Genomic DNA, 23,437 nt, shown 5'->3' on the forward strand with positions numbered 1-23,437 from the left:
AATCTCTTTGTTTGCTATGAACCTCATGATTGTCTAAAATCGAGGCAACTGAAGCTTTCAAAAGTAATTACTATGAAAAAAATAGAAGCAATCATTAAACCGTTTAAGCTCGATGATGTGCGTGAAGCATTATCTGATGTTGGCATTACGGGTATGACAGTAAGTGAAGTAAAAGGGTTTGGGCGTCAAAAAGGCCACACAGAGCTATACCGTGGTGCTGAGTACATGGTTGACTTTTTACCTAAAGTAAAACTAGATATTGTGCTCGGTGATGAAGACGTAGAACGTGCTATTGATGTTATTGTTAAAACAGCACAAACTGGCAAAATTGGTGATGGTAAAATATTTGTCACTGACGTAGAACGTGTGGTTCGAATTCGTACTGCAGAAGAGGATGAAGAGGCTATATAGTCGAATAAACCTCGTAAAAAAAGGCGCTAATTTTATAACTAGCGCCTTTTTCGTGTTATTTATTTCTGCTATTAAATTTACGCGTTTGCTCTGCATGTTGACTTAGTTCAGTCAAGCCAAGCTTCTCGTAACTTTTTTCCATCATGGCGAGTGCCGCATCAAGATAACTACTTTGTGAGTAGTGCTCTACCACATATTTACCGCGATTTGCGGCTGCTAAATAGGCTTCACGTTCGTAATAGTAAGTTGCCACTTTTAGCTCATAACGTGCCATGCGGTTTAATAACCAAACTAAACGACGTTTTGCTTCTGGCGCATAATCACTTTCTGGAAAACGTTTAACCAAAGTTGATAAGTCGGTATAAGCAACACGGGTGCGTTTAGCATCTCTGTCGGCTCTGTCTACGCCAAAGTATTCTTGGAAAGCATTTTTATCCGCCTTAATATTAACCAAGCCACGCATGTAGTACATGTAATCTAAATCTTTGTGGTTTGGGTTTAAGCGAATAAAACGGTCGATTGTAGCAAGCGCTTGCTCTGTATTACCTGATTGGTAATGTGCATACACTAAATCCATTTGGACTTGTTTTGAAAACGGACCAAACGGGTAGCGAGAATCAATTGCCGACAATAATTCAATTGCACGAGCGTATAAACCAGAATCAAGCGTTCGTTTTGCATCTTCGTATAGTGCTTGTGCCGATCTGTTGGGTACGCGTTGAATATCTTCTTGGTCAGGTGCAGACGAGCAGGCCCCTAAACTAAGCACTGAAACTGAAAAAACAATGGCGAATGCACGTTTCCCTATTTTATTTATCATTTTATTTGTTACCTTCGATGTCTTCGGCTAGGCCAAGTGGGTAAAACCGAGTAAACTATGCGTATTATGTTATGCTTTTATTAAAAGCGATTCTAACCCAGTCAAGCACAGCTTGCACTGGTAAATTGGGTAAAGTTACTAATGTCAGAGCAAATATCTCTCCAAGCCGAGGTCCCAACAGACTTAGGTGGTAAACGTCTAGACCAAGTATTAGCGCAATTGTTCCCTGATTATTCACGATCACGGATAAAAACGTGGATTTTAGATGATAAAATCACCGTTGATGGCGAAATTTTCAACACCCCGCGTGAAAAACTACTCGGTGGTGAAGTTGTAGCTGTTGAAACAACAATAGAAGCACCTCGTGAATACGAAGCACAAGATATCAAATTAAACATCGTTTATGAAGACGATGATATTTTAGTGATCAACAAACCGATGGGATTAGTGGTTCATCCTGGCGCAGGTAACCCTGATGGTACGGTGTTAAATGCTTTACTACACTACTATCCAGAAATTATTAACGTGCCAAGAGCGGGTATTGTGCATCGTTTAGACAAAGACACAACAGGTTTAATGGTTGTTGCTAAAACGATTCAGGCACAAACACATTTAGTTAAAGCACTGCAAAAGCGCGAAAACTTCACACGTGAATATGAAGCGTTATGTAATGGCACTATGACAGCCGGTGGTATGGTTGAAAAACCAATTGGTCGTCATGCAACGCAGCGTACGCATATGGCAGTACATGAAATGGGTAAACCAGCTATTACGCATTACCGTGTTGCCGAAAAATTCCGCGCCCATACACGTTTGCGTTTACGTCTTGAAACAGGGCGTACACACCAAATTCGTGTGCATATGGCATACTTAAACCATCCATTAATTGGTGATCAATCTTATGGCGGTCGTCCTCGTCCACCAAAAGGGGCAACGCCTGAGTTATTTGAGTTACTGCGTAGCTTTAAACGCCAAGCGCTTCATGCCGTTAAATTAAGTATTGCGCATCCAATCACCGGTGAAATGATGACCTGGCAAGCGCCTATCCCTGATGATATGGTGGCGATGACTCAAGCACTGCGCGAAGACACAAAAGCAAACCCTGATATAGCGAGTTAACAATGTTTGGCTTATCAGCTACATGGCAATCTCTTCATGGTGTAGATACATTGAGTACTACACGTGAAGGGGGCGTATCTCAGCCTCCATTCGATAGTTTGAATTTAGGGTTGCATGTAGGTGATAACAGCCAAGATGTATTAAATAACAGAGCACGTGTAAATGCTCATTTGCCTAAACCGGCAATTTGGTTAAATCAGGTTCATAGCGCTGATGTAATTACAGTGGATGAGCGATTTGACCCCAACCAAACACTCACAGGCGATGCGCTACACACGCAATTACGCAATCAACCTTTAGCCATAATGACCGCTGATTGTTTACCTATTTTACTTTCATCGAGTGACGGGCAAGAAGTGGCCGCAATTCATGCTGGTTGGCGAGGGTTAGAGCAAGGGGTGATCAACAATACGCTGGCATGTTTTAAAAATGCCTCGGCGAATATACATGCTTGGTTAGGTCCTGCAATAGGGGCTAATCAATTTCAAGTAGGCCAAGAGGTAGTCGAGTTATTTACAGCAACTAACCCCCTAATGCACAGCGCGTTCAAAGCTCAAAATAATGAAAAGTATTTAGCTGATATCTATCTAATAGCAACTATTTTACTTAATCAACAGGGCGTTATAAACATTAGCGGGGGTGAGCATTGCACGGTTTCTCAAGCTAACTTGTTTTTTTCTTATCGGCGCGATGGCCAAACCGGTCGTATGGCAAGTTTGATCTGGCGCAAGTAAATAATCATTAGGTGATTATTTTTCCCACAATACCTTGAACAAACCCGCTAACATACCCATCTATTAAGTAATTCGTTTTTTTATAGGTAAACCCCCATGCGTTTAGATAGATTTACAAGTAAATTTCAGTCTGCGCTTTCAGATGCGCAATCATTAGCGCTAGGTCGCGATCATCAATTTATTGAACCTGTGCATCTAATGTACGCTTTGTTAAAACAAAGTGGCTCAAGTGTACGTGCACTATTTGCACAAATGAGCATCAGCGTTGATGAACTCAACACTAAATTATCACAAGAGATAGAAAAGTTATTTAAAGTGGAAGGTGTTGGTGGCGATGTACAGTTGTCAAATAACATGGTTTCACTGATAAACCTATGTGATAAATACGCCCAAAAACGTAAAGATAAATACATTTCAAGTGAGTTGTTTGTATTAGTTGCGTGTGAAGATAAAGGCCCGCTTGGCAGTGTTTTTAAAGCACTTAACATTACTGCGAGTAAGGTTGAAACGGCAATTGAGGCGATTCGTGGTGGCCAAAAAGTTGACGATCCTAATGCGGAAGAAACACGCCAAGCACTTGAAAAGTACACCATCGATTTAACTGAGCGTGCAGAGCAAGGTAAGCTTGACCCTGTAATCGGTCGTGATGATGAAATTCGCCGCACTATTCAAGTATTACAACGCCGTACCAAAAATAACCCTGTGTTAATTGGTGAGCCAGGGGTGGGTAAAACAGCCATAGCTGAAGGGCTTGCACAGCGTATTATTAATGGTGAAGTGCCTGAGGGCTTAAAAAACAAGCGCGTATTATCACTTGATTTAGGCGCATTAGTTGCTGGTGCAAAATACCGAGGTGAATTTGAAGAGCGTTTAAAATCAGTACTTAATGAGTTGGCTAAAGAAGAAGGCCAAGTTATTTTATTTATTGATGAAATTCATACCATTGTTGGTGCTGGTAAAAGTGATGGCGCTATGGATGCGGGTAACATGTTAAAACCTGCCTTAGCACGCGGTGAACTCCATTGCGTAGGCGCAACCACTTTAGATGAATACCGTAAGTACATTGAAAAAGATGCTGCGCTTGAGCGCCGTTTCCAAAAGGTATTAATAGAAGAGCCTTCAGTAGAAGACACCATTGCTATTCTGCGTGGCTTGAAAGAGCGTTACGAATTACACCATTCAGTGGAGATCACCGACCCTGCAATCGTTGCCGCAGCGCAGTTATCGCATCGTTATATTAGTGATCGCCAATTACCCGATAAAGCAATCGATTTAATTGACGAAGCGGGCTCTTCTATTCGCTTGCAAATTGATTCAAAGCCAGAAGCTTTAGATAAATTAGAGCGCCGCATTATCCAATTAAAAATTGAAGATAACGCACTGGCCAAAGAGAAAGATGAAGCAAGTCAAAAGCGCCGTACAGAAATGGTCGAGCTGATCACTGAGCTTGAAGTACAATACCGTGAACTTGATGAAGTATGGAATGCAGAAAAAGCGTCTTTACAAGGCACGCAGGTTATTAAAGCTGAACTAGAGCAGGCACGACTTGACTTAGAAGTGGCACGCAGAGCAAGTGACTTGCAGCGTATGTCTGAACTGCAATATGGACGTATACCTGAGCTTGAGCGCAAACTCGATTTAGCATCACAAGCAGAAATGCAAGAAATGAGCTTGCTTAAAAATCAGGTAGGCGAAGATGAAATTGCAGAAATTTTATCACGTTGGACCGGGATCCCAGTGGCACGTATGCTCCAAGGTGAACGTGAAAAACTATTACAAATGGAAGAGCAGTTACATAACAAAGTCATTGGTCAAGATGAGGCCGTCGTTGCGGTGGCTAATGCCATTCGTCGTTCGCGTGCAGGGCTTGCTGATCCCAATCGTCCAATTGGCTCGTTCTTATTTTTAGGGCCTACAGGGGTTGGTAAAACAGAACTTACCAAGGCACTAGCAGGCTATATGTTTGATACCGAAAGTGCCATGGTGCGTATAGATATGTCTGAGTTTATGGAAAAACACTCAGTCGCACGTTTAGTCGGTGCGCCTCCAGGATACGTAGGTTACGAAGAAGGTGGTTATTTAACCGAAGCTGTTCGTCGTAAACCCTATTCGGTTATTTTGCTTGATGAAATAGAAAAAGCGCATCCAGATGTGTTTAATATTTTATTACAAGTCCTTGATGACGGGCGTTTAACGGATGGCCAAGGGCGTACGGTTGATTTTAAAAATACGGTTATCATTATGACCTCCAACTTGGGCTCAGATATCATTCAAGAGCAAGCGGGAAGTAATGACTATGACGAGCTTAAAGCAAAAGTCATGGGTGTTTTACATAATGAATTTAGACCCGAGTTCATTAACCGTATTGATGAAACTGTGGTATTTCACTCACTTTCACATAGTCATATTAAAGAAATTGCAGATATTCAGTTAAGTAAATTACGTCAACGATTGACAGAGATGGGGTATTTACTTGAGTTGACAGATGCTGCTCTTGAGCGAATTGCTGCCAGTGGCTTTGATCCTGTCTATGGCGCTCGTCCACTTAAACGGGCAATACAGCAAACCATTGAAAATCCATTAGCACAAAAACTGCTTAATAATGAATTTCAACCAGGTTGTATCATTGTCATTGATGCTAACGAAGACGGCTTAGTGTTTACGAGTCGATAATTTGAGCACAGCAAAAAGCCGCTGTTTTCAGCGGCTTTTTTGTTTTTATTAAGGGAGTTGGTTAAACCTTAAAAGTCAGTAATAAATCATTCACTTTTCTTGAGCCTTCCACTAGTTCAGCCGCACCGCGCGCTACGCTAAAACTCAATTGTAAATTGTCATCCCCTAAGCCTTTAATCTTTTCAACATTGCTACCAATGTCTTTACTTACAACCTGTTGCTGTTCTGCTGCGGCTGAAATATCGGTGGCGAGCTGTGAAATTTCACTAATTTGAATAAAAATACTATCAAGCTCTTGTTGTGTTTGTCCTGTTGTATTAACACAGTCATCGGCTTGTTGTTTTGTACTCTGCATGATTTTAGACCAGCTAAACAAGGTATCTTGAATTTCTTTAATTGAGCTGTGAATTTGTGCTGTGGCGTTTTGAGTTCGTGACGACAGCGCTCTTACTTCATCGGCAACAACGGCAAAACCACGGCCATGCTCACCGGCGCGTGCCGCTTCAATAGCCGCATTAAGTGCCAATAAGTTAGTTTGTTCAGCAATCCCTTCTATTTCACTCATGACTTGGCCAATTTTATCTGCTTCAGAGGCAAGCCCCGTTGCTGTGGCGGCCGCTTGCTCAACTTGTACAGCTAAGTCAGACACCATTTTACTGTTATCTGCAATATGATTTTTGATATCAGAGCAGCTTTGATAAGTAATGCCCACTTTATCAGCTGTGTTATTGGTATTGTTAGAGATTTCACCAATCGTGGTACTCATTTGTGACATGGCTGAAGCAATTTGTTCTAGCTGAGTGCCTTGAGAAGAAATACCTTGCTCGGTCAACGTCGATTGTTGATCTAACCCTTGGGCAATCGTATTAAAACTCAAGGTTGAATCTTTTACCCGTCCCAGTACCGTTCTTAATTTAGCACTGAGCATCTGCTCTCTATACTCACTAATGCTGTGTGGGTGCGAGCCACTAAACACATAACGAGATACAGAGTCTGCTTGGCTTTTTTGTTGTTTGAGGGTCGCTGGTGTTGTTACCAGCTCATCATAATTTAAAACTAAAATAACAATACATACTAATAAGTTAATCGCGGCAAGCGAAAGAGAGCCCCACATTGCGACACTTGCTAACCAAATTAAAATTCCCGCAATGCTTAAACCTTGTCTCAATGATGTGCGTTCGCGCCAGCTGAATAATGATTTATTAGCGTTAATTTTGGCATAGAGCTTTTGTGCTCTGCGTTTTGCGCGTTGCTCTAGTTTTATTCGCACAGACTGATAACCAATCAGTTGGCCATGCTCAAAAATAGGCGTTACAAATGCATCAACCCAATAATAGCGGCCGTCTTTACATAAGTTTTTTACTGCGCCACGCCACGAATGGCCTTGTTTTAAGGTGTCCCACATTTCTTTAAATGCAGCTTTTGGCATATCAGGATGGCGAACGATATTGTGATTTTTATTTATCAGCTCATCCATCTCGTAGCCTGCGATACTACAAAACTCATGATTGGCATAAGTAATAACACCGCGTAAGTCAGTGGTTGAAACCAACTCTTGGTGTTCTTCGAAGTTAACTTCTTCATCTATTAAGCTTTGATTACGACGCATAGTGACTCTTTATCATTCTTTATTATGGCGGCTATTGTAATTACTAAAACTAATGTACGTTAGTGATATGTGTAAAATAGCAGGAATAAGACATTTTTTTTGATATTTATATGATCTTTATCAATATTAAGCGTAATTGAATTTTTCAGTTATGACAAACTTTTAGGGTTTAATTCTATCTTATCAAAGCGTTTTAAAACGCCATGTTGTCAGCGGCGGATTATGGCAAATAATATGTAAAAGAAATTGTATATTCGTGGTCGCAATGGCAAGATTATCTTTTATAGCGTGAAACAAAGCGTGTTTAAAATCCAGTAAAAACTATATCTAATAAATTCATATAGTTTTTTCATCGTTTAATCTTGAGTAAAGGTAAAAAGACCCCATAACCTTATGATTAAGCCACTTGGCTCGAGGAAACTTTTTTTTGACAACTTATAATTTAAAGAACACGCTCAACGCGCTATCTAATGCAGATAATCAACAGGCTATTAAAGGCATTATGCGCGGTATTGAGAGAGAATCATTAAGAATTAACCACGATGGTTCTATTTCTAAACAGGCTCATCCTCAAGGTGTGGGCTGTGCGCTCACCAATGGGCATATTACCACTGATTTTTCTGAGTCTTTACTTGAGTTCATTACACCGGTTAGCGAGTCATCAAAGCAAACTTTGCAGCAGCTAAAAGATTTACAAAAGTTCACCCTAGAACATATGGGCGATGAATTGTTGTGGCCAATTAGTATGCCGTGCTTTATAAATCATCAAGACGATATTGTATTGGCACAATTTGGCGACTCTAATGTCGGTAAAATGAAAACCCTATATCGCGAAGGCTTGAAGAACCGTTACGGCAGTATGATGCAAGCGATTGCAGGCGTGCATTTCAATATTTCTTTTCCAGAAACGCTATGGCAGTCACTGCATTCATTAAAGCAAAGTAATGCGAAACTTGAAGATTTCATATCGGATAGTTACTTGGCGTTAATTCGTAACTTTAAACGCGAACTGTGGTTAATTAGCTACATGTTTGGCGCATCGCCGGCATTATGTAGCTCTTTTTTACAAGGGCGTAAAAGCGATTTACCGTTTAAAAAACTCGGTAAAGGCACTTTATATTTAGAAGTGGGTACCGCATTACGATTAGGTAATTTAGGCTATACCAATAGCGCACAATCGTCATTACGGGTAATGTACAACTCATTAGATGAATATGTTGCAGGGCTTAAAAAAGCCATAAATACACCTTCAGATATTTACGGCAGTATTGACGATTACACCAGTGCTACGCCAAAGCAATTAAATAAAAACATTTTGCAAATAGAGAACGAGTTTTACTCGCCAATTCGTCCTAAACGTAATGCAAAAAATGGTGAAACGCCCACCGATGCATTGCTAAGAGCGGGTATAGAATATATTGAAATTCGTGCATTGGATGTTAACCCGTTTAGTGAAGTTGGGATTGACTTAGAGCAAATACACTTTTTAGATGTGTTTTTAACTTATTGTTTATTAAAAGATTCAGCGCCTATGGATTGGCAAGAGCAAACTCGTAGCACTGAAAATCTGGATACTGTGGTTAACCAAGGTCGAGAACAAGGCTTGATGCTTAATTTTAATAATGAGCAGCGCAGCCTAGAATCTTGGGGTGATGAAATATTTAGTCAGTTGAGTGATGTTGCTCAGTGGATGGATACTGCTTACGATGTTGACTACTACTCAAACACTATTAAGCGCATGGCGACTTGGATTCATGATCCGGCATTAACGTATTCTGGTCGTTATGTTGAGCAGTTAAAAGCGTCAGGGTTAGATAATGGCCACTTTGCACTGTCACTTGCTCAGAAGTACAAACAAAGCCATGAAACAGCAAGTTATACTGAATTTTCAAAATCGTGGCTAGAGCAACAAGCTGCAGAGTCGTACCAAGCCCAAAAGGCAATTGAACACGCTGATAAACAATCATTTACCGCATTTTTAGATACGTATTTCAGGGTCTGTTGACCTTTGCGGATTACAATTTGTTCAAACTAGGAGCGGTTTAATCGCGGCGCGAGGTTTGTAACCTAGTGGGCTAAGTAAAAACCGAGCAACAAAGAGTAAATCGCTCCTAGGCAGAACCCGAAGGGCAGCACCTGTTTGGCATTGATGCTGCGTTATCGCCTATTTATGGGGAATAACCACACCACATAGGCTTTGCCTTGCCTAAATACCAAACAAACTGCTGCAAATGCAACCTTGAAAGGTCAACAGACCCAAGTAAGTAGCAGGCAAAAAAAAACGCAGCTCATAGTAGCTGCGTAAATATTCTTTAGGGATGAAACAATGCTGTACTGCTGCATTCATAGATTCAGACCCACACTTTTTTAAAAAGTTCAGTGAGATCTTAAAAAATGAAAAAAAATATTATTACCTTATCTTTGCTGCTCACTATAGCTGGGTGTGCAACAGCTCCCCCAAAGCAACCAGAAGATATTTGTAAAATTTTCGAAGAGAAATCTGACTGGTATTTTGATGCCAAAGACGCGCAGGAAAAGTGGGGCTCCCCAAAACATGTGTTAATGAGCATGATGTATCAAGAAAGTTCTTTTCGCCACGATGCAGCACCGCCTATGGAATACTTCTTATGGATAATTCCTACTGGTCGTGCAAGCGATGCCTATGGCTATTCTCAAGCTAAAACACCTACTTGGTCTGATTATATTCGTGAAACAGGTAACAGTGGCGCCGACAGAGACGAATTTGAAGATGCGATTGATTTTATGGCGTGGTTTGTTTATAAAACCCATAAAGTTAATGGTGTGTCTAAGTGGGACGCCTACGCACAGTATTTAAATTATCATGAGGGATGGGGTGGTTATAAACGAGGCACCTATCGTAAGAAAAAATGGCTAATGAGCGTTGCCAATAAAGTAAAACATCGGGCAAGCCGTTATGGCGCACAGCTAAGACGCTGCGAAGATGATTTAGATAAAGGTTGGTTAGAGCGATTGTTCTTTTAGATTAGATTAAAAAGGAGCCAGCAGGCTCCTTTTTTATTGGTTTATTTTTTACGTTTGTTTGGTTGAATTTTAACTTGTTTAATCATGTTTTCTTTTACCTCAAGTACTTCAACCGGATAGCCTGCAATACGAATACTTAAATTAGCATCGGGGATATCTTCTAAGTACTCAACAATCAAGCCACTCAATGTTTTAGGGCCGTCTAATGGGAATTCCCAGCCCATTTCTTTATTTAAGTCGCGAACGTTAGCACCGCCGTCGACAATGTAAGAGCCATCGTTTTGTGTGGTTACTTCTTCACTCGGTGTCCGAGTTTGAGTGGTAGTAAAATCACCCACAACTTCTTCAAGAATATCTTCAAGAGTGACTAAGCCCTGAATGTCGCCATATTCATCAACAACAATACCAATACGTTCTTTTGATAACTGAAATTTTAGTAGCTGAGTGTTAAGCGAGGTGCCCTCAGGGATAAAGTAAATTTCACGTACCGCACGCAATAGCGAAGGCTTATCAAACTGCTCTTTAGTTAAAAGGCGAAGCGCATCACGAGAGTGAATAAAGCCAACAGCATCATCAATATTGTCGCGGTATAAAAGCACCCGAGTATGTTGAGCGTGAGTAAGTTGTTTACTGATTATTTTCCAATCGTCATTAATATCAATCGCCACAATTTCATTGCGAGGGATCATAATATCTTCAACGGTAACTTGTTCTAAATCTAAAATAGAGGTCAACATACTTTGGTGACGAGCGGGGATTAGCGCCCCCGATTCATTTAGCACGGTTTTTAATTCTTCTTTACTCATGCTGTGCTCATCTATTTGTGCAGCGCTAATACCAAATAAGCGCAATATACCATTGGTCATCCAGTTAACAACGACAACAAATGGGAAGAGAATTTTTAGTAACCCTTTGAGTATCACCGAACTTGGAAAAGCGACTCGCTCAGGATAGAGGGCGGCCAGTGTTTTTGGCGTTACTTCAGCGAAAATCAGCACCACAAGTGTTAATGCACCTGTTGCTATAGCAATACCTAAATCACCATACAAACGAATACCAATAATGGTGGCAACTTGGGCAGCCGCAATGTTGACAAGGTTATTACCAATAAGGATAAGACCTATCAACCTGTCAGGTCGACTGAGTAACTTACTAACGCGTTTCGCAGCACGATGATTCTCTTTAGCGAGGTGTCGTAAACGAATACGGTTGATTGACATGATTCCGGTTTCTGACCCGGAGAAGTAAGCAGAAAAAAGTACCAATAAACCTAAAATGATAAACAGCGTACTTGTCGATATGTCGTCCAACGATGGATCCTTTTTTTATAAACCAATGCGTATTAAGCTAGAGTGAGCTTTCAGAGTCAAGTTAAAACTTATTTAGAACCACTTCTTGTATAAAACGGCTGCCAAAATAAGCGAGTGTGAGTGTAAATGCGGCAATCATAATACTCACTACCACCATTTTCCCTCGCCAACCTCGTTTTACATGGCCAACGGCAATCGTGGCAAAAATAGCCCAAGCAACTAAAGATAAGATTGTTTTATGAATAAACTCTTTGGCAAACATGCCATCAAGAAATACAAACCCTGTAATCAGCGCCACGCTTAATAATACTGTGCCTAAATTTAATAGTTGATAAAGTTGACGCTCTACCACCATTAGTGGCGGTAAATGGCTATGTACTATCGCTAAATCTTTACGTTTCAAACGTTTATCAATAAAGTAAAATTGTACGCCGTAAAGGGTGGCAATAATTAAGATACAGTAGGCTAATAACGACAGTGAAATATGCGCAACTAACGCAAGCTCTACATTAATGCTATGGAGTAAAACGTGATGAGGAATAAACAGGCTAGCAATAGTTAACAGGGCAGCAAAGCCGTATACAACAGGTAATAGCAGTGTCGCAGGGAACTTCAAAGAGACGGTGGTGACACAAAGCACTATTACCCAACAAGTCAGTAATGCAACATTAACAATACTTAAATCTTGGCCATCGGCTCTAAACACCGAGTTTACTAAAAGCAGCATATGCGCCAAAATAGCGACAGTGCTCAGTATTATGGTAATTTTTTGGCTTGGTCCCTGACGATGAAACAATCGCGAAAGCACGTGAGACGTTGCTAACACATAAAATAAACTGGCAATAATAGTTAAACTAATAATCAGCATTTTGCTTTGGCCACTTAATTGAAGTCAAATAATTCGTGTTCGTTATCTGGTCATTGTATTTTATAGCAACGCAAATGCATAGACCCTGTAAAAAGAAACTCAATAAGCAGCACTTCAGCACTGTATTGTATGCCACCATTTACGGTATACTATTTTCAATTGAATTTTAATAGCATCGACCTTATTAATAGAGTTGATATAAACGTCTTTTCGGAACCGTTACATGTTTGAGAACCTCCAAGAACGATTAGGTAAAACCCTAAAAAATATTAGTGGCCGTGGTCGCTTAACTGAAGACAACATTAAAGATACACTTCGTGAAGTGCGAATGGCATTTTTAGAAGCCGATGTGGCGTTGCCTGTTGTTCGCGAGTTTGTAAAGCAAGTTAAAGAGCGTGCGGTTGGTGTTGAAGTCACCAAAAGCTTGAGCCCTGGCCAAGTATTTATAAAAATTGTTCGTGAAGAACTTGAAAAAGCAATGGGTGAAGCCAACGAAGAGCTAAGCCTTAACGCACAGCCACCGGCGGTAGTGATGATGGCTGGTCTTCAAGGTGCGGGTAAAACCACCAGTGTAGGTAAGCTGGCTAAGTTTTTAAAAGAGCGCAAGAAAAAGTCTGTGCTAGTGGTGAGTGCCGATGTGTATCGTCCAGCGGCAATTAAGCAATTAGAAACCTTAGCAACAGAAGTTGATGTAGAATTTTTCCCAAGTGATATTTCGCAAAAACCAGTTGATATTGCAACTGCCGCCATTTCTCATGCGAAAAAGAAATTTATTGATGTTGTATTAGTCGATACTGCGGGTCGTTTGCATGTTGATAGCGACATGATGGATGAAATTAAAGCCTTGCATCATGCAATTAATCCAATCGAAACGCTATTCGTTGTTGATGCAATGACAGGTCAAGATGCGGCAAATACAGCAAAAGCATTTGACGAAGCTTTACCGCTGACCGGTGTGATACTGACTAAAACAGATGGTGATGCCCGAGGTGGTGCTGCTTTATCTATTCGTCATATTACTGGTAAGCCAATTAAGTTTATGGGTGTGGGTGAGCGCACTGATGCCCTTGAGCCTTTCCACCCAGACCGAATTGCTTCACGTATTTTAGGCATGGGTGATGTACTTTCATTAATCGAAGAAGTCGAGATGAAAGTAGACAAAGAACAAGCGGCAAAAGTAGCACAAAAAGTATTTAAAGGTGATGGCTTTACGCTGGATGACTTTGCTGATCAACTAAAGCAAATGAAAAACATGGGTGGCATGATGTCGATGCTCGATAAACTGCCTGGCATGCAAAACATCCCAGATGCGGTTAAAGGGCAAATGGGTGATAAAACCTTTATTCAAATGGAAGCGATTATTAGCTCTATGACCAAAAAAGAGCGTGCACGCCCAGAAATCATCAAAGGTTCACGTAAAAAGCGTATTGCTGCGGGCTCTGGTACTCAAGTACAAGAGATCAATAAACTGCTTAAGCAATTTACGCAAATGCAAAAAATGATGAAGAAGATGAAAGGTAAAGGTGGCATGCAAAAAATGATGCGTGGCATGAAAGGGATGTTACCACCTGGCATGATGGGTGGCGGTGGTCCAAAATTTTAATAATTTAACCTTTAATACCTCCAATACGAGATAAAAAGTAATCAATAAAGAGGCAAAATGCCTCTTTATTGTTGAATAAACTATGCACAGAATAGCTTATTCATATACTTTTTCATCTTGGATCACGGTTTAATCTACTAAACTGGCTTTTTGCATCACTTCTTACTTGCATTGTTGCTAAAAACTCGTACAATTCACCGGCTCCCCATACTGGGGAGTAAATCTTATTAATGAAAACAGTCAATCTATTTAGAGGACGGTATGGTAACTATTCGTTTGCAACGTGGTGGCGCTAAAAAACGCCCTTTCTATCAAATTGTGGTTGCGGATAGCCGTTTCTCGCGTGACGGTCGCTTCATCGAGAAAGTAGGTTTCTTTAACCCAATTGCTTCAGGTCAAGAAGAAAAACTTCGTTTAGATTTACCACGTGTTGAACACTGGTTAGGTCAAGGCGCAGGTCTTTCAGATCGTGTAGCTAAATTAGTTAAAGACGCTCGTAAAGCGGCTTAATAGGCGTAAGTGTAACCATGAGTCAAGAGAACACCTCATCAATAATTGTCGTAGGAAAGCTCGGCGCCCCATATGGTATAAAGGGCTGGCTTAAGGTGCATTCATTTACTGATGATCCCCAAGGGATCTTCGATTTCAGCCCGTGGTTGATAGGGCAGCAAGGTAAATGGCAATCCTTAGAAGTGGTCGACTGGCGTCGCCACAACAAAGGCTTTATCGCTAAGTTTGCGCAAGTAAATGACAGAGACCAAGCAATGGCTTATACCAATGTTGAAATTTCTGTGGATTCAGCGCAGCTACCAGAATTACCGCAAGGTGAATTCTATTGGCGAGATCTCATTGGCATGTCGGTTGTAACTGATAAAGGTTATAACTTAGGCATTGTTGATGACCTTATGGAGACAGGCTCAAATGACGTACTGGTTGTGAAAGCAAACAGTAAAGATGCATTTGGCCAAGCAGAACGTTTAATTCCTTTTTTAACTGATTCAGTTATTCAAGAGGTTAAATATGATGCGAAAGAAATTACTGTAGATTGGGATCCAAGCTTTTAATGAGTCAAACAAGTTCGTTGTGGGTAGGGGTTATCAGCCTTTTCCCGGATATGTTTGATGCAATTACAACGCAAGGTGTAACCGGTCGTGCTGTTAAAAATGGCTTAATCGATTTTAACTGCTGGAATCCACGTGACTATGCAACTGATAAGCATAGAACCGTAGATGATCGTCCTTACGGGGGCGGGCCAGGCATGTTAATGATGGTTGAACCACTAAAACAAGCCATTCTTGAAGCCAAACAGGCTGCAGGTGATGGTGCAAAAGTAATTTATATGTCGCCACAAGGGCGCAAATTAGATCAGCAAGGGGCTAGTGAACTCGCAAACTCTGAAAAACTGATTTTAATTGCCGGTCGCTATGAAGGTATAGACGAGAGAATAATAGAGTCGTACGTTGACGAAGAATGGTCAATTGGTGATTTTATTTTGAGTGGGGGTGAACTACCTGCCATGACATTAATTGACGCAGTAGCGCGATTAGTGCCAGGGGTGTTAGGACACAACCAGTCAGCAGAGCAAGACTCATTTTCGGATGGCTTGCTAGATTGTCCTCACTATACACGGCCAGAAACATTGGACGACAAACAGGTGCCTGCTGTATTACTCAGCGGAAACCACCAAGAGATAGCAAAATGGCGGCTTATGCAGTCATTAGGTAGAACTTGGCTTCGCCGTCCTGACTTGTTGCATAACCTAGCTCTGACTGAGGAGCAAGCGGTATTACTCGCGAAATTTCAGCAAGAGTACCAAAAAGCTTGTGGCTAGAAGACAGTTACACCTAGGAAAGTGAGAAACATAATGGCAAAAGTAAACCAAAATATTATTAAAGCGCTTGAAGATGAGCAGCTTAAAACAGACGTACCTGCATTCGGCGCTGGTGATACAGTAGTTGTACAGGTAAAAGTAAAAGAAGGTGCTAAAGAGCGTCTACAGGCCTTTGAAGGTGTTGTAATCGCTAAGCGTAATCGTGGTCTTCACTCAGCATTCACAGTTCGTAAAATCTCGAACGGTGAAGGTGTTGAGCGTGTATTCCAAACGCACAGCCCTCTTATTGATAGCGTAACAGTTAAGCGTCGCGGTGCGGTTCGTCGTGCTAAGCTTTACTATCTACGTGAGCGTTCTGGTAAATCTGCACGTATTAGAGAAAAACTTAACTAATACGCGCTGTTTATCAACGCAAAAAAACGGGTTGCAACCTTTGGGTTGCAACCCGTTTTGGTTTTAATGCTATTGCAATTTTTATATCGCTACATTTAAAAACCAATACACACCTTAACCAGCATGCGTTAAAGTGTGGTTCACTTCAAAGCACAATATCTTCTCACTTCTTGCAAAAAATGATGTACAAAAATGAATGATAAAACGATAGTTACGCACAACGGCAATTTTCATGCAGATGATGTTTTTAGTATCGCTGCGCTTAAAATTATTTTCCCTTCTTTTACCCTGATCCGCACACGCGATAATGCGATTATTAATGACGCTGATGTGGTTATTGATGTCGGCGGCCAATATGACCCAGAAACTGACCGGTTTGATCATCATCAGCGCGGCGGTGCCGGTGCTCGCGAAAATGGGATTCCTTTTTCGTCATTTGGCTTGGTGTGGAAAAAATATGGCTTAGCAATATGTGATGATAATCAAGATGTGGCTAATGCAGTTGATGCAGGGCTTGTATCAACTATTGATGCCATTGATTGTGGTCATGTTGAAGGTGTTGCTACAGGCATTAGTTTAAGCCAAACAATTTCTATGTTTAACCCAACATGGGAAGAGGAAAGTAATTTTGATGCTGCTTTTGATCAAGCGGTTGAATTTGCACACACTTTGCTGCTTCGTTTTGTTGCCTCAGCGCAGGGTGGTTTAAATGCTAAAAAGATTGTTGCTCAAGCAATTAAACAAGCAGACGATCCACGATTAATCGTACTAGAGCGTTATACGCCGTGGAAAAAAACCGTACATAGCTTATCAGAAGAGGCGCTATATGTAGTGTATCCATCGCATTCTGGTAAGTGGATAGTGCAAACGGTACCTGCAGAGCTAGGCTCGTTTGAAGACCGAAAGCCATTACCTGCACCGTGGGCTGGATTATCTGATAGTGAATTTCAAGCAGTGACCGGTATAGATGATGCTATGTTTTGCCATAATGGCCTATTTATCGCCGGTGCAGAATCATTCGAAAGTGTTATGTCGCTTGCGACTATGGCATTGGAATATTAGATAAAAAGTGCTAATTAAAGTGGCTATTAAGCCACTTTAATTTTCATTGTTTAAACTCGGCATAGACTTACATTTTTATATGCTTTTTAATTCACTTTACGCAAGCTGTGTTCTATTCATTTAATTATCCTACCTTGGTCGCAGTTGAGTGACTCATACTGATCTTTTCACTAATTAGCCTTTTAACCCCTAACGTATCCTGTTAGTATTTATCGTATTGATTAGTTTACTTTTTTGTAATTATTAATTTACGATTTTGCTTTTTTAGATGGAATGAGAACGTGGCAGAGATAAGTGATTTAGCGCAGCTAAGAAAAGGTATAGATGAATGCGATGCGCAACTGGTTGCCTTACTTGCAAAGCGCAATGGTATTACTCAACAAATTGGCGCAATAAAACAACAAACTGGCGCGCCACTACATGCACCCGATAGAGAAGCTGATTTATTAGCTGCACGACGCCAAGAGGCAATTAATCAAGGTGTAAACCCTGATTTAGTCGAAGACATTCTCAGGCGCATGATGCGTGAAGCTTATCAAAATCAACAGGCCAAATTAGCTTGTGCCGACTCACAACTATCTCCGATTGTCATTGTTGGTGGTGAAGGGGCAATGGGGCAGCTATTTGCAAAACAATTTCAGCGCTCGGGTTACGAAGTTAAAGTTTTAGATAAAGCCCAGCAATCACAGGCAGCAGAGATTTTAAAAGGCGCAAAACTGGTGATGATCAGTGTGCCAATTAATGCCCTCGAAACGGTTGTTAACGCGTTACCTAAACTCGATGATGATTGTTTGCTGGTTGATATTACATCGGTTAAACAAGCGCCGTTAAATGTGCTCAAAAAAGTTCACAATGGCGCTGTTGTTGGCTTACACCCCATGTTTGGTCCTGATATTTCTCATTGGGTGAAACAAACTGTGGTGGTATGTGAAGGGCGTAATCCTGAAATGGCACAAGGTTTATTAAAGCAGCTACAAATTTGGGGCTGTCAGTTAGTAGAACTTGATGCTAAAAAACACGATGAAGCGATGCAAATCATTCAGGTTATGCGCCATTTAACCACCTTTGTGTACGGTCAGTTTTTAGCAAAACAAGGACATACACTGGCAGAGCTGCGTAGTTGCTCATCACCTATTTATCAGTTAGAGCTGATGATGGTCGGTCGTCTCTTTGCGCAATCGCCAGAGTTGTATACTGATATTATGCTGGCGCAATTTGATAATGTAGAAAGCTTATTAGCGCAGTATCAGTGTTTGTTCTCAGAGACGCTTAAAAAGTTAAAAGCAGGGGATAAGCCAGCCTTAATCGATGCCTTTGCTGATGCAAAAGCCTACTTTTCTGACTCCACAGCGCACTTTTTGACACAAAGTCGCAGTTTATTAAATAAAGCGAACGACGCCAAAGTACTCGATTAAACGTGACAGATTAATTAAAACTAAAAAAGGGCCCGCAGGCCCTTTTTTAATGTTGCTTTAGACTAGCTTTGTACGCTCACAGCTTGCAGTGATTCGCTTTGATAACAGCCTAATATGCGTACGTACTGGGTATGCTCTTTAAGCTCTTCTAACGCATGTTTCACTTGGCTATCAGCAAGGTTCGCTTCTAAATCTACATAGAATACTTCTTCCCATGGATTTCCTGGTACAGGACGAGACTCTAATTTTACTAGATTTATATTATGCTGTTTAAAAATCATCAGCGCATCGGCGAGTGAGCCTGCTTGCTGCTTAGTTGCCATAATTAAACTGGTTTTAGTGGGGATTTGTTTAGATACATGTAGCGGTTTACGTGCAACCACAATGAAGCGACTATGGTTTTCTTTTTGATTAGCAAGATTGGCCTTAATGACTTCAAGCCCTACATTTTTACCTGCTTGTGCAGAGCCAATAGCCGCACTGTTAGGTGTTTCAAGTGCTGATTTTAATGCACTCGATGTTGAATCGCAGGTCTCATGCTGCAAATCGCCAAGCCCTTGTAAAAAACGGCTACATTGAGCAAACGGTTGCGGGTGAGCAAACACTTTGGTTAATTGGTTAAGTTCTGTGTCTGGGGCGGCTAATAAACAATGCTCTACGCTGTGAGTGACTTCGCCGACAATAGAGACTTGCGCGTGCTGGAGTAAATCAAATACTTCATTAATACTGCCTGAGCTGGTATTTTCAATCGGTAACAAGCCAAAGTCGGCTTGGCCATTTTCTACTTTACCGGTGATCTCATCAAAAGAACTACAGCCAATTTCAATTAATTTGCCTGGTCGGCGACTAAAGTACTTATGACACGCAAGTTGACTGTAAGATCCTTGTCCGCCTAAATAGGTTACCCGATGGGTTTCACTTAGCGCATCAGGGTTGAGGTTTTTTTGCAGCATAGCTTGTTGATGTAATACTGAGTCTTCTAATATGGTTTGAAAAACATTATTTACATAGTAGGCATCTAAACCAAGAGATTTACCATAACCGATTAATTTTTCGAGTAATGCTAATTCACGTGCTTCATCACGAATTGGTTTATTATTCGCTATCTTATATTCAACAACACCATGGCTAATACGGCGTCGCTTCGCTAATAACACAAGTAGGTCAGAATCGATTTCATTTATATCGTGCCTAAGCGTGTCTAAAACATCATTGCTCATTTGGTTTTCCTCATTCCAAAAATGTCACTGTATTTAACAGCGTAAACAAAAAAGCCTCCCAGTTGGGAGGCTTTACTATTCGATTGATTTTATCTCACAAACAGGGAAGCCTCTTCTATATAAAGAAGCTAAAAAAAGATAAGAAAGTAAGTGAGTATTTTATATTCATGCCCTTAATGTATGAAGAGTAACCTCTAATGTCAACAAGCACTTATATTAAATAGGTTTTTTACCTGATATATATACAAAACATATTGTTTTTTAAAAACTTTACAAATAATTTATAATTCTGATTTGAGATCTGGTATATTTCTACTACTCGCAAAAATAATAATTATAAATAAGGTTGGCCTTTTGTGTATCGACGCCCTCCATCTCGATTTGGAATAAACTCACTCAGTGTCAAGTTATCACTGTTGATCTCTGGCATTTGTTTAGTTGCAGGTATTTGTGCGGCTGCTTTAATGCTCAAATCAGAAGAGAAACAGCTTGTATTTGAAGAGCATGAGGTATTAAAGCAATCAAATGAATTATTAATAAACCAGTTTAATAATTTGATAGCGACCAAAGTTAAAATAGCTGAGCAAGCTAATATTGTTGTTAGCGAGCAGTTATTTGAGGGGCAATTATCATTTAAGAATAACAATGCCCCGACTATGCAAGTCACCAATGATGGTTCAGTGCGCAGCGCATCTGCCGATGGCTTATCTGCGGCGTTCATTCCCGAAAATGCTTATTCTCCTTTTTATAAACAGTTAATTGCAGATTCTGAATCGCTTTGGAAAGTGATTTCCCCCACGTTAATTCAAGATTTTTATAATTTTTACCTGATCACCAAAGATAATTTTATCCGTGTTGCGCCACCAAATTGGGCACTTAATGTCCCCGGAGATTACACCTTTAATCAAAGCAAAAGTTTTAATTACGCAAAATCGTTAACAAACCCACAACGCGAGCCGCTGTGGTCACGAGTGTATTACGATGGCGTTTGGAATAAGTGGGTCGTTAGTTTAATTGTACCTATTTATAAAAATGATGAGTTTTTAGGAGTTACGGGTAGTGATATTTCTCTCGACTCTCTCATATCGCAATTGCCCGTCGGCGGAAAAGAAAAACATTTAGTGGTGTTCGATAAGCAAGGGCAGCTATTGGCGCACCCTAATTTAGGAGCCGATAGTTATACACAATACGGAGAGGCGGGAAAAAAGTTGCTACCTGGCGATTTTATTTCTCCTGAGCTAAAGCGAGTTATTGATAATGCAGGGCAAATACAATTGCCGGAATATGCCGACTCGTTTTCATTAAATGGTGAAGACTACATTATAAATATCCATAAAGTTGAAGGTGTAAATTGGTACGTGGGCGTATATAAAAAGCGCTCTTCTACACTATCGGCACTGAAAGACTTAAAACTGAAGTTTTTTGGCTTGTTTATTCTGTATGCCATTTTAGTTGCTTTGTTATTACACCAAGCACTTTATCAACTAGTTTTAAGACGCCTACATTCACTGGTTTATGCGGTTACTAACTTTGGTAAAGGCCAGTTAGAAATTGATTTTCCAAAAGAAAATAAAGATGAAATTGGCACGCTTAATGGTTCATTCAAAGATATGACCATTGAAATCCGCAAACTCATCGATGGCTTAAACCAGCGCATAATAGAAAAAGAAATTGCAGAAAAGGCTGCAAATCGCTTGTCTAAAGCGGTTGCCTTCTCGGGCACGGGTGTGGTGATCACTGATGAAAACTTTGTGATTGAATATGTTAATCCAAAAATGCTGGAAATGACCGACTTTGCAGAAAGTGATTTCCTGCGCCAGCCACTTCTGACTATTATTGCTAATGAAATGACCATGCTGGTAGAGGACATTGATATTGATTTGCGCAACCGTAATTACTGGCGAGGGGATACCCTTATTGAAGCGCAAAACAAGCCACCCATATGGGTATCGCTGAGTGTGTCACCTATTCGTGAAGATGGTGGAAAAATCACCAGTTACGTTGCTTCAGCGCAAGATATTTCATTTGTAAAAGAAAGCCAACGCAAAATGGAACAGCTCGCTTACTTCGACACATTAACCGGGCTTGCTAATCGTACATTCTTTAGAATGCAGCTTAGAAAGTCGATGGCGCTTGCTGAAAGAGGGCGTTACTCGTTTGCTTTATTTTATTTTGATTTGGATGAATTTAAGCGTATTAACGATACTTTAGGTCATGATGCAGGCGATCAACTATTGGTTGAAGTGGCAACGCGCTTAAAGCAGCGCTTACGAGCAGAAGATACTATAGCCCGTTTAGGCGGTGATGAGTTTGCGGTATTACTCAGTGGTATTGAGCATCAAAAAGAAGCATCGGAAGTCGCTGACACCATTCAAAAAACGTTAAATCAGCCAATAAAATTAGGTAGTAACGAAGTCATTGTTAGTGCCAGTATTGGTATTACCTTGGCGCCATTTGATAGCTTAGAAGAAGATCAGTTATTAAAACATGCCGATTTAGCCATGTATGAAGCAAAAGCGAAAGGGCGTAATACGTTCCACTTTTATAGCCAAGATCTAAATGCAGCCGCTAATGAGCGATTATTCCTTGAAAATGAGTTGCGCCATGCAATTAAAGAAAAGCAACTCACACTGCATTATCAGCCACAAGTTGATTGTCGCGATAATAGTGTAGTGGGATATGAAGCATTGCTTCGCTGGTTCCATCCTACGCAGGGGTTCATTCCACCTACTAAATTTATTCCTATTGCGGAGGCAACGGGTTTAATTGTGGAACTTGGTAAGTGGGTGTTACAACAAGCATGTGAGTTCACTAAACGACTAGAGCAACAAGGTAGAGCGAGCAACATGTCGATAAACCTGTCAGCAAGGCAGTTTAAAGACGCAAGCTTAGTACCTATGCTGAAAAAAATAATCATAGAGACGCAAATTAATGCTAAAAGCCTGCACCTTGAACTGACTGAGAGCATGCTAATGGGTAATGTTGAGGCGGCTATTGATCAGTTACATCAATTGAAAAAGCTGGGTATTTCAATTTCCATTGACGATTTTGGTACAGGCTATTCTTCGTTGAGTTACCTTAAACGTTTTCCTGTCGATATTCTTAAAATTGACCGCTCGTTTGTTAAAGATATCCCTGAAGATGATAATGATATGGAGATCACCGCTGCGATTATTGCGATGGCACAAAAGCTCAAGCTTGATGTGGTTGCTGAAGGGGTTGAAACAATAGAGCAAGTTGAATTTTTACAAAATAATAATTGTTTTATTGTGCAAGGCTATTACTTTAGTAAGCCCGTTGCCGAAGCCGATATCCCTGTGTTGTTTGATCAATTAGCTGCGTTAAAAGTCCCTGAATAGAACAAAA

Annotated in this window: 19 protein-coding genes and 1 other annotated feature; of the genes, 14 read left to right on the forward strand and 5 right to left on the reverse strand. The window is 40.7% G+C overall.

Going from position 1 to position 23,437, the window contains the following annotated elements:
• The first annotated feature begins 72 nt into the window (after positions 1-72).
• Positions 73-411: a P-II family nitrogen regulator gene (locus ND6B_RS05725; protein WP_013464483.1), complete on the forward strand. Its 339-nt coding sequence runs from the start codon at positions 73-75 to the stop codon at positions 409-411.
• 55 nt (positions 412-466) lie between these two features.
• Here ND6B_RS05725 and ND6B_RS05720 read toward each other — a convergent pair whose 3' ends face one another.
• On the reverse strand, positions 467-1,231 hold the full coding sequence (locus ND6B_RS05720) for an outer membrane protein assembly factor BamD (protein ID WP_033103852.1): 765 nt from the start codon (positions 1,229-1,231) through the stop codon (positions 467-469).
• Positions 1,232-1,372: 141 nt separating this feature from the next.
• On the opposite strand from ND6B_RS05720, the gene rluD reads away from it, so the two are divergent.
• The 3 genes from rluD to clpB all read left to right on the forward strand — a co-directional run bounded on the left by rluD (position 1,373) and on the right by clpB (position 5,757).
• Positions 1,373-2,350: a 23S rRNA pseudouridine(1911/1915/1917) synthase RluD gene (gene rluD, locus ND6B_RS05715; protein ID WP_028835384.1), complete on the forward strand. Its 978-nt coding sequence runs from the start codon at positions 1,373-1,375 to the stop codon at positions 2,348-2,350.
• A 2-nt stretch (positions 2,351-2,352) separates the two neighbouring features.
• The gene (gene pgeF, locus ND6B_RS05710) at positions 2,353-3,084 is read left to right on the forward strand and encodes a peptidoglycan editing factor PgeF (protein WP_033103853.1); all 732 of its coding nucleotides are present in this window, start codon (positions 2,353-2,355) and stop codon (positions 3,082-3,084) included.
• A 96-nt stretch (positions 3,085-3,180) separates the two neighbouring features.
• Entirely contained in the window at positions 3,181-5,757 is a 2,577-nt protein-coding gene (gene clpB / locus ND6B_RS05705; protein ID WP_033103854.1) for an ATP-dependent chaperone ClpB, read from the forward strand.
• A 61-nt stretch (positions 5,758-5,818) separates the two neighbouring features.
• On the opposite strand, the gene ND6B_RS05700 is transcribed toward clpB, so the two are convergent.
• Entirely contained in the window at positions 5,819-7,366 is a 1,548-nt protein-coding gene (locus ND6B_RS05700; protein ID WP_033103855.1) for a methyl-accepting chemotaxis protein, read from the reverse strand.
• A gap of 427 nt (positions 7,367-7,793) precedes the next feature.
• On the opposite strand from ND6B_RS05700, the gene gshA reads away from it, so the two are divergent.
• A complete protein-coding gene (gene gshA, locus ND6B_RS05695; RefSeq protein ID WP_033103856.1) occupies positions 7,794-9,371 on the forward strand; it encodes a glutamate--cysteine ligase in 1,578 nt (525 codons plus the stop codon).
• A 389-nt stretch (positions 9,372-9,760) separates the two neighbouring features.
• A complete protein-coding gene (locus ND6B_RS05690) occupies positions 9,761-10,369 on the forward strand; it encodes a transglycosylase SLT domain-containing protein (RefSeq protein ID WP_013464490.1) in 609 nt (202 codons plus the stop codon).
• 41 nt (positions 10,370-10,410) lie between these two features.
• On the opposite strand, the gene ND6B_RS05685 is transcribed toward ND6B_RS05690, so the two are convergent.
• Together ND6B_RS05685 and ND6B_RS05680 are read right to left on the reverse strand one after the other, a co-directional pair.
• Positions 10,411-11,679 carry an HlyC/CorC family transporter gene (locus tag ND6B_RS05685; RefSeq protein WP_013464491.1) on the reverse strand — a complete coding sequence of 423 codons (1,269 nt, stop codon included), beginning with the start codon at positions 11,677-11,679 and terminating at the stop codon, positions 10,411-10,413.
• A gap of 61 nt (positions 11,680-11,740) precedes the next feature.
• The gene (locus ND6B_RS05680) at positions 11,741-12,547 is read right to left on the reverse strand and encodes a cytochrome C assembly family protein (RefSeq protein ID WP_013464492.1); all 807 of its coding nucleotides are present in this window, start codon (positions 12,545-12,547) and stop codon (positions 11,741-11,743) included.
• 223 nt (positions 12,548-12,770) lie between these two features.
• On the opposite strand from ND6B_RS05680, the gene ffh reads away from it, so the two are divergent.
• The 7 genes from ffh (at position 12,771) to tyrA (ending at position 18,851) form a co-directional block, all read left to right on the forward strand.
• Positions 12,771-14,150: a signal recognition particle protein gene (ffh, locus tag ND6B_RS05675; RefSeq protein WP_008464738.1), complete on the forward strand. Its 1,380-nt coding sequence runs from the start codon at positions 12,771-12,773 to the stop codon at positions 14,148-14,150.
• 261 nt (positions 14,151-14,411) lie between these two features.
• A complete protein-coding gene (gene rpsP / locus ND6B_RS05670; RefSeq protein ID WP_008114468.1) occupies positions 14,412-14,660 on the forward strand; it encodes a 30S ribosomal protein S16 in 249 nt (82 codons plus the stop codon).
• Positions 14,661-14,677: 17 nt separating this feature from the next.
• Positions 14,678-15,214 (forward strand): ribosome maturation factor RimM, encoded by a 537-nt coding sequence (gene rimM, locus ND6B_RS05665; protein WP_008114470.1) that lies wholly within the window; start codon positions 14,678-14,680, stop codon positions 15,212-15,214.
• The gene (gene trmD / locus ND6B_RS05660; RefSeq protein WP_008114471.1) at positions 15,214-15,981 is read left to right on the forward strand and encodes a tRNA (guanosine(37)-N1)-methyltransferase TrmD; all 768 of its coding nucleotides are present in this window, start codon (positions 15,214-15,216) and stop codon (positions 15,979-15,981) included. The genes rimM and trmD overlap by 1 nt, the downstream gene beginning before the upstream one ends.
• A 33-nt stretch (positions 15,982-16,014) precedes the next feature.
• Entirely contained in the window at positions 16,015-16,374 is a 360-nt protein-coding gene (rplS, locus tag ND6B_RS05655) for a 50S ribosomal protein L19 (protein WP_011327636.1), read from the forward strand.
• Between the two features lie 192 nt (positions 16,375-16,566).
• On the forward strand, positions 16,567-17,436 hold the full coding sequence (locus ND6B_RS05650; RefSeq protein ID WP_013464495.1) for an MYG1 family protein: 870 nt from the start codon (positions 16,567-16,569) through the stop codon (positions 17,434-17,436).
• Positions 17,437-17,717: 281 nt separating this feature from the next.
• The gene (tyrA, locus tag ND6B_RS05645) at positions 17,718-18,851 is read left to right on the forward strand and encodes a bifunctional chorismate mutase/prephenate dehydrogenase (RefSeq protein ID WP_024602820.1); all 1,134 of its coding nucleotides are present in this window, start codon (positions 17,718-17,720) and stop codon (positions 18,849-18,851) included.
• A gap of 62 nt (positions 18,852-18,913) precedes the next feature.
• On the opposite strand, the gene ND6B_RS05640 is transcribed toward tyrA, so the two are convergent.
• Positions 18,914-20,071, reverse strand: coding sequence for a chorismate mutase (locus ND6B_RS05640; protein ID WP_033103857.1), 1,158 nt, complete (start codon positions 20,069-20,071; stop codon positions 18,914-18,916).
• Positions 20,072-20,115: 44 nt separating this feature from the next.
• Positions 20,116-20,238, reverse strand: a sequence feature (Phe leader region).
• Positions 20,239-20,427: 189 nt separating this feature from the next.
• On the opposite strand from ND6B_RS05640, the gene ND6B_RS05635 reads away from it, so the two are divergent.
• The gene (locus ND6B_RS05635; protein ID WP_033103858.1) at positions 20,428-23,430 is read left to right on the forward strand and encodes a bifunctional diguanylate cyclase/phosphodiesterase; all 3,003 of its coding nucleotides are present in this window, start codon (positions 20,428-20,430) and stop codon (positions 23,428-23,430) included.
• Positions 23,431-23,437: the final 7 nt, after the last annotated feature.

This window comes from Pseudoalteromonas sp. ND6B (genome assembly GCF_000764215.1).
Classification (GTDB): Bacteria; Pseudomonadota; Gammaproteobacteria; order Enterobacterales; family Alteromonadaceae; genus Pseudoalteromonas; species Pseudoalteromonas tetraodonis.

What these genes read in the sequence shown, in the direction of transcription:
- ND6B_RS05725 (WP_013464483.1), top strand. Translation starts at nt 73, where the DNA reads ATGAAAAAAATAGAAGCAATCATTAAACCGTTTAAGCTCGATGATGTG.
- ND6B_RS05720 (WP_033103852.1), bottom strand. Translation starts at nt 1,231, where the DNA reads ATGATAAATAAAATAGGGAAACGTGCATTCGCCATTGTTTTTTCAGTT.
- rluD (WP_028835384.1), top strand. Translation starts at nt 1,373, where the DNA reads ATGTCAGAGCAAATATCTCTCCAAGCCGAGGTCCCAACAGACTTAGGT.
- pgeF (WP_033103853.1), top strand. Translation starts at nt 2,353, where the DNA reads ATGTTTGGCTTATCAGCTACATGGCAATCTCTTCATGGTGTAGATACA.
- clpB (WP_033103854.1), top strand. Translation starts at nt 3,181, where the DNA reads ATGCGTTTAGATAGATTTACAAGTAAATTTCAGTCTGCGCTTTCAGAT.
- ND6B_RS05700 (WP_033103855.1), bottom strand. Translation starts at nt 7,366, where the DNA reads ATGCGTCGTAATCAAAGCTTAATAGATGAAGAAGTTAACTTCGAAGAA.
- ND6B_RS05690 (WP_013464490.1), top strand. Translation starts at nt 9,761, where the DNA reads ATGAAAAAAAATATTATTACCTTATCTTTGCTGCTCACTATAGCTGGG.
- ND6B_RS05680 (WP_013464492.1), bottom strand. Translation starts at nt 12,547, where the DNA reads ATGCTGATTATTAGTTTAACTATTATTGCCAGTTTATTTTATGTGTTA.
- ffh (WP_008464738.1), top strand. Translation starts at nt 12,771, where the DNA reads ATGTTTGAGAACCTCCAAGAACGATTAGGTAAAACCCTAAAAAATATT.
- rpsP (WP_008114468.1), top strand. Translation starts at nt 14,412, where the DNA reads ATGGTAACTATTCGTTTGCAACGTGGTGGCGCTAAAAAACGCCCTTTC.
- rimM (WP_008114470.1), top strand. Translation starts at nt 14,678, where the DNA reads ATGAGTCAAGAGAACACCTCATCAATAATTGTCGTAGGAAAGCTCGGC.
- trmD (WP_008114471.1), top strand. Translation starts at nt 15,214, where the DNA reads ATGAGTCAAACAAGTTCGTTGTGGGTAGGGGTTATCAGCCTTTTCCCG.
- rplS (WP_011327636.1), top strand. Translation starts at nt 16,015, where the DNA reads ATGGCAAAAGTAAACCAAAATATTATTAAAGCGCTTGAAGATGAGCAG.
- ND6B_RS05650 (WP_013464495.1), top strand. Translation starts at nt 16,567, where the DNA reads ATGAATGATAAAACGATAGTTACGCACAACGGCAATTTTCATGCAGAT.
- ND6B_RS05640 (WP_033103857.1), bottom strand. Translation starts at nt 20,071, where the DNA reads ATGAGCAATGATGTTTTAGACACGCTTAGGCACGATATAAATGAAATC.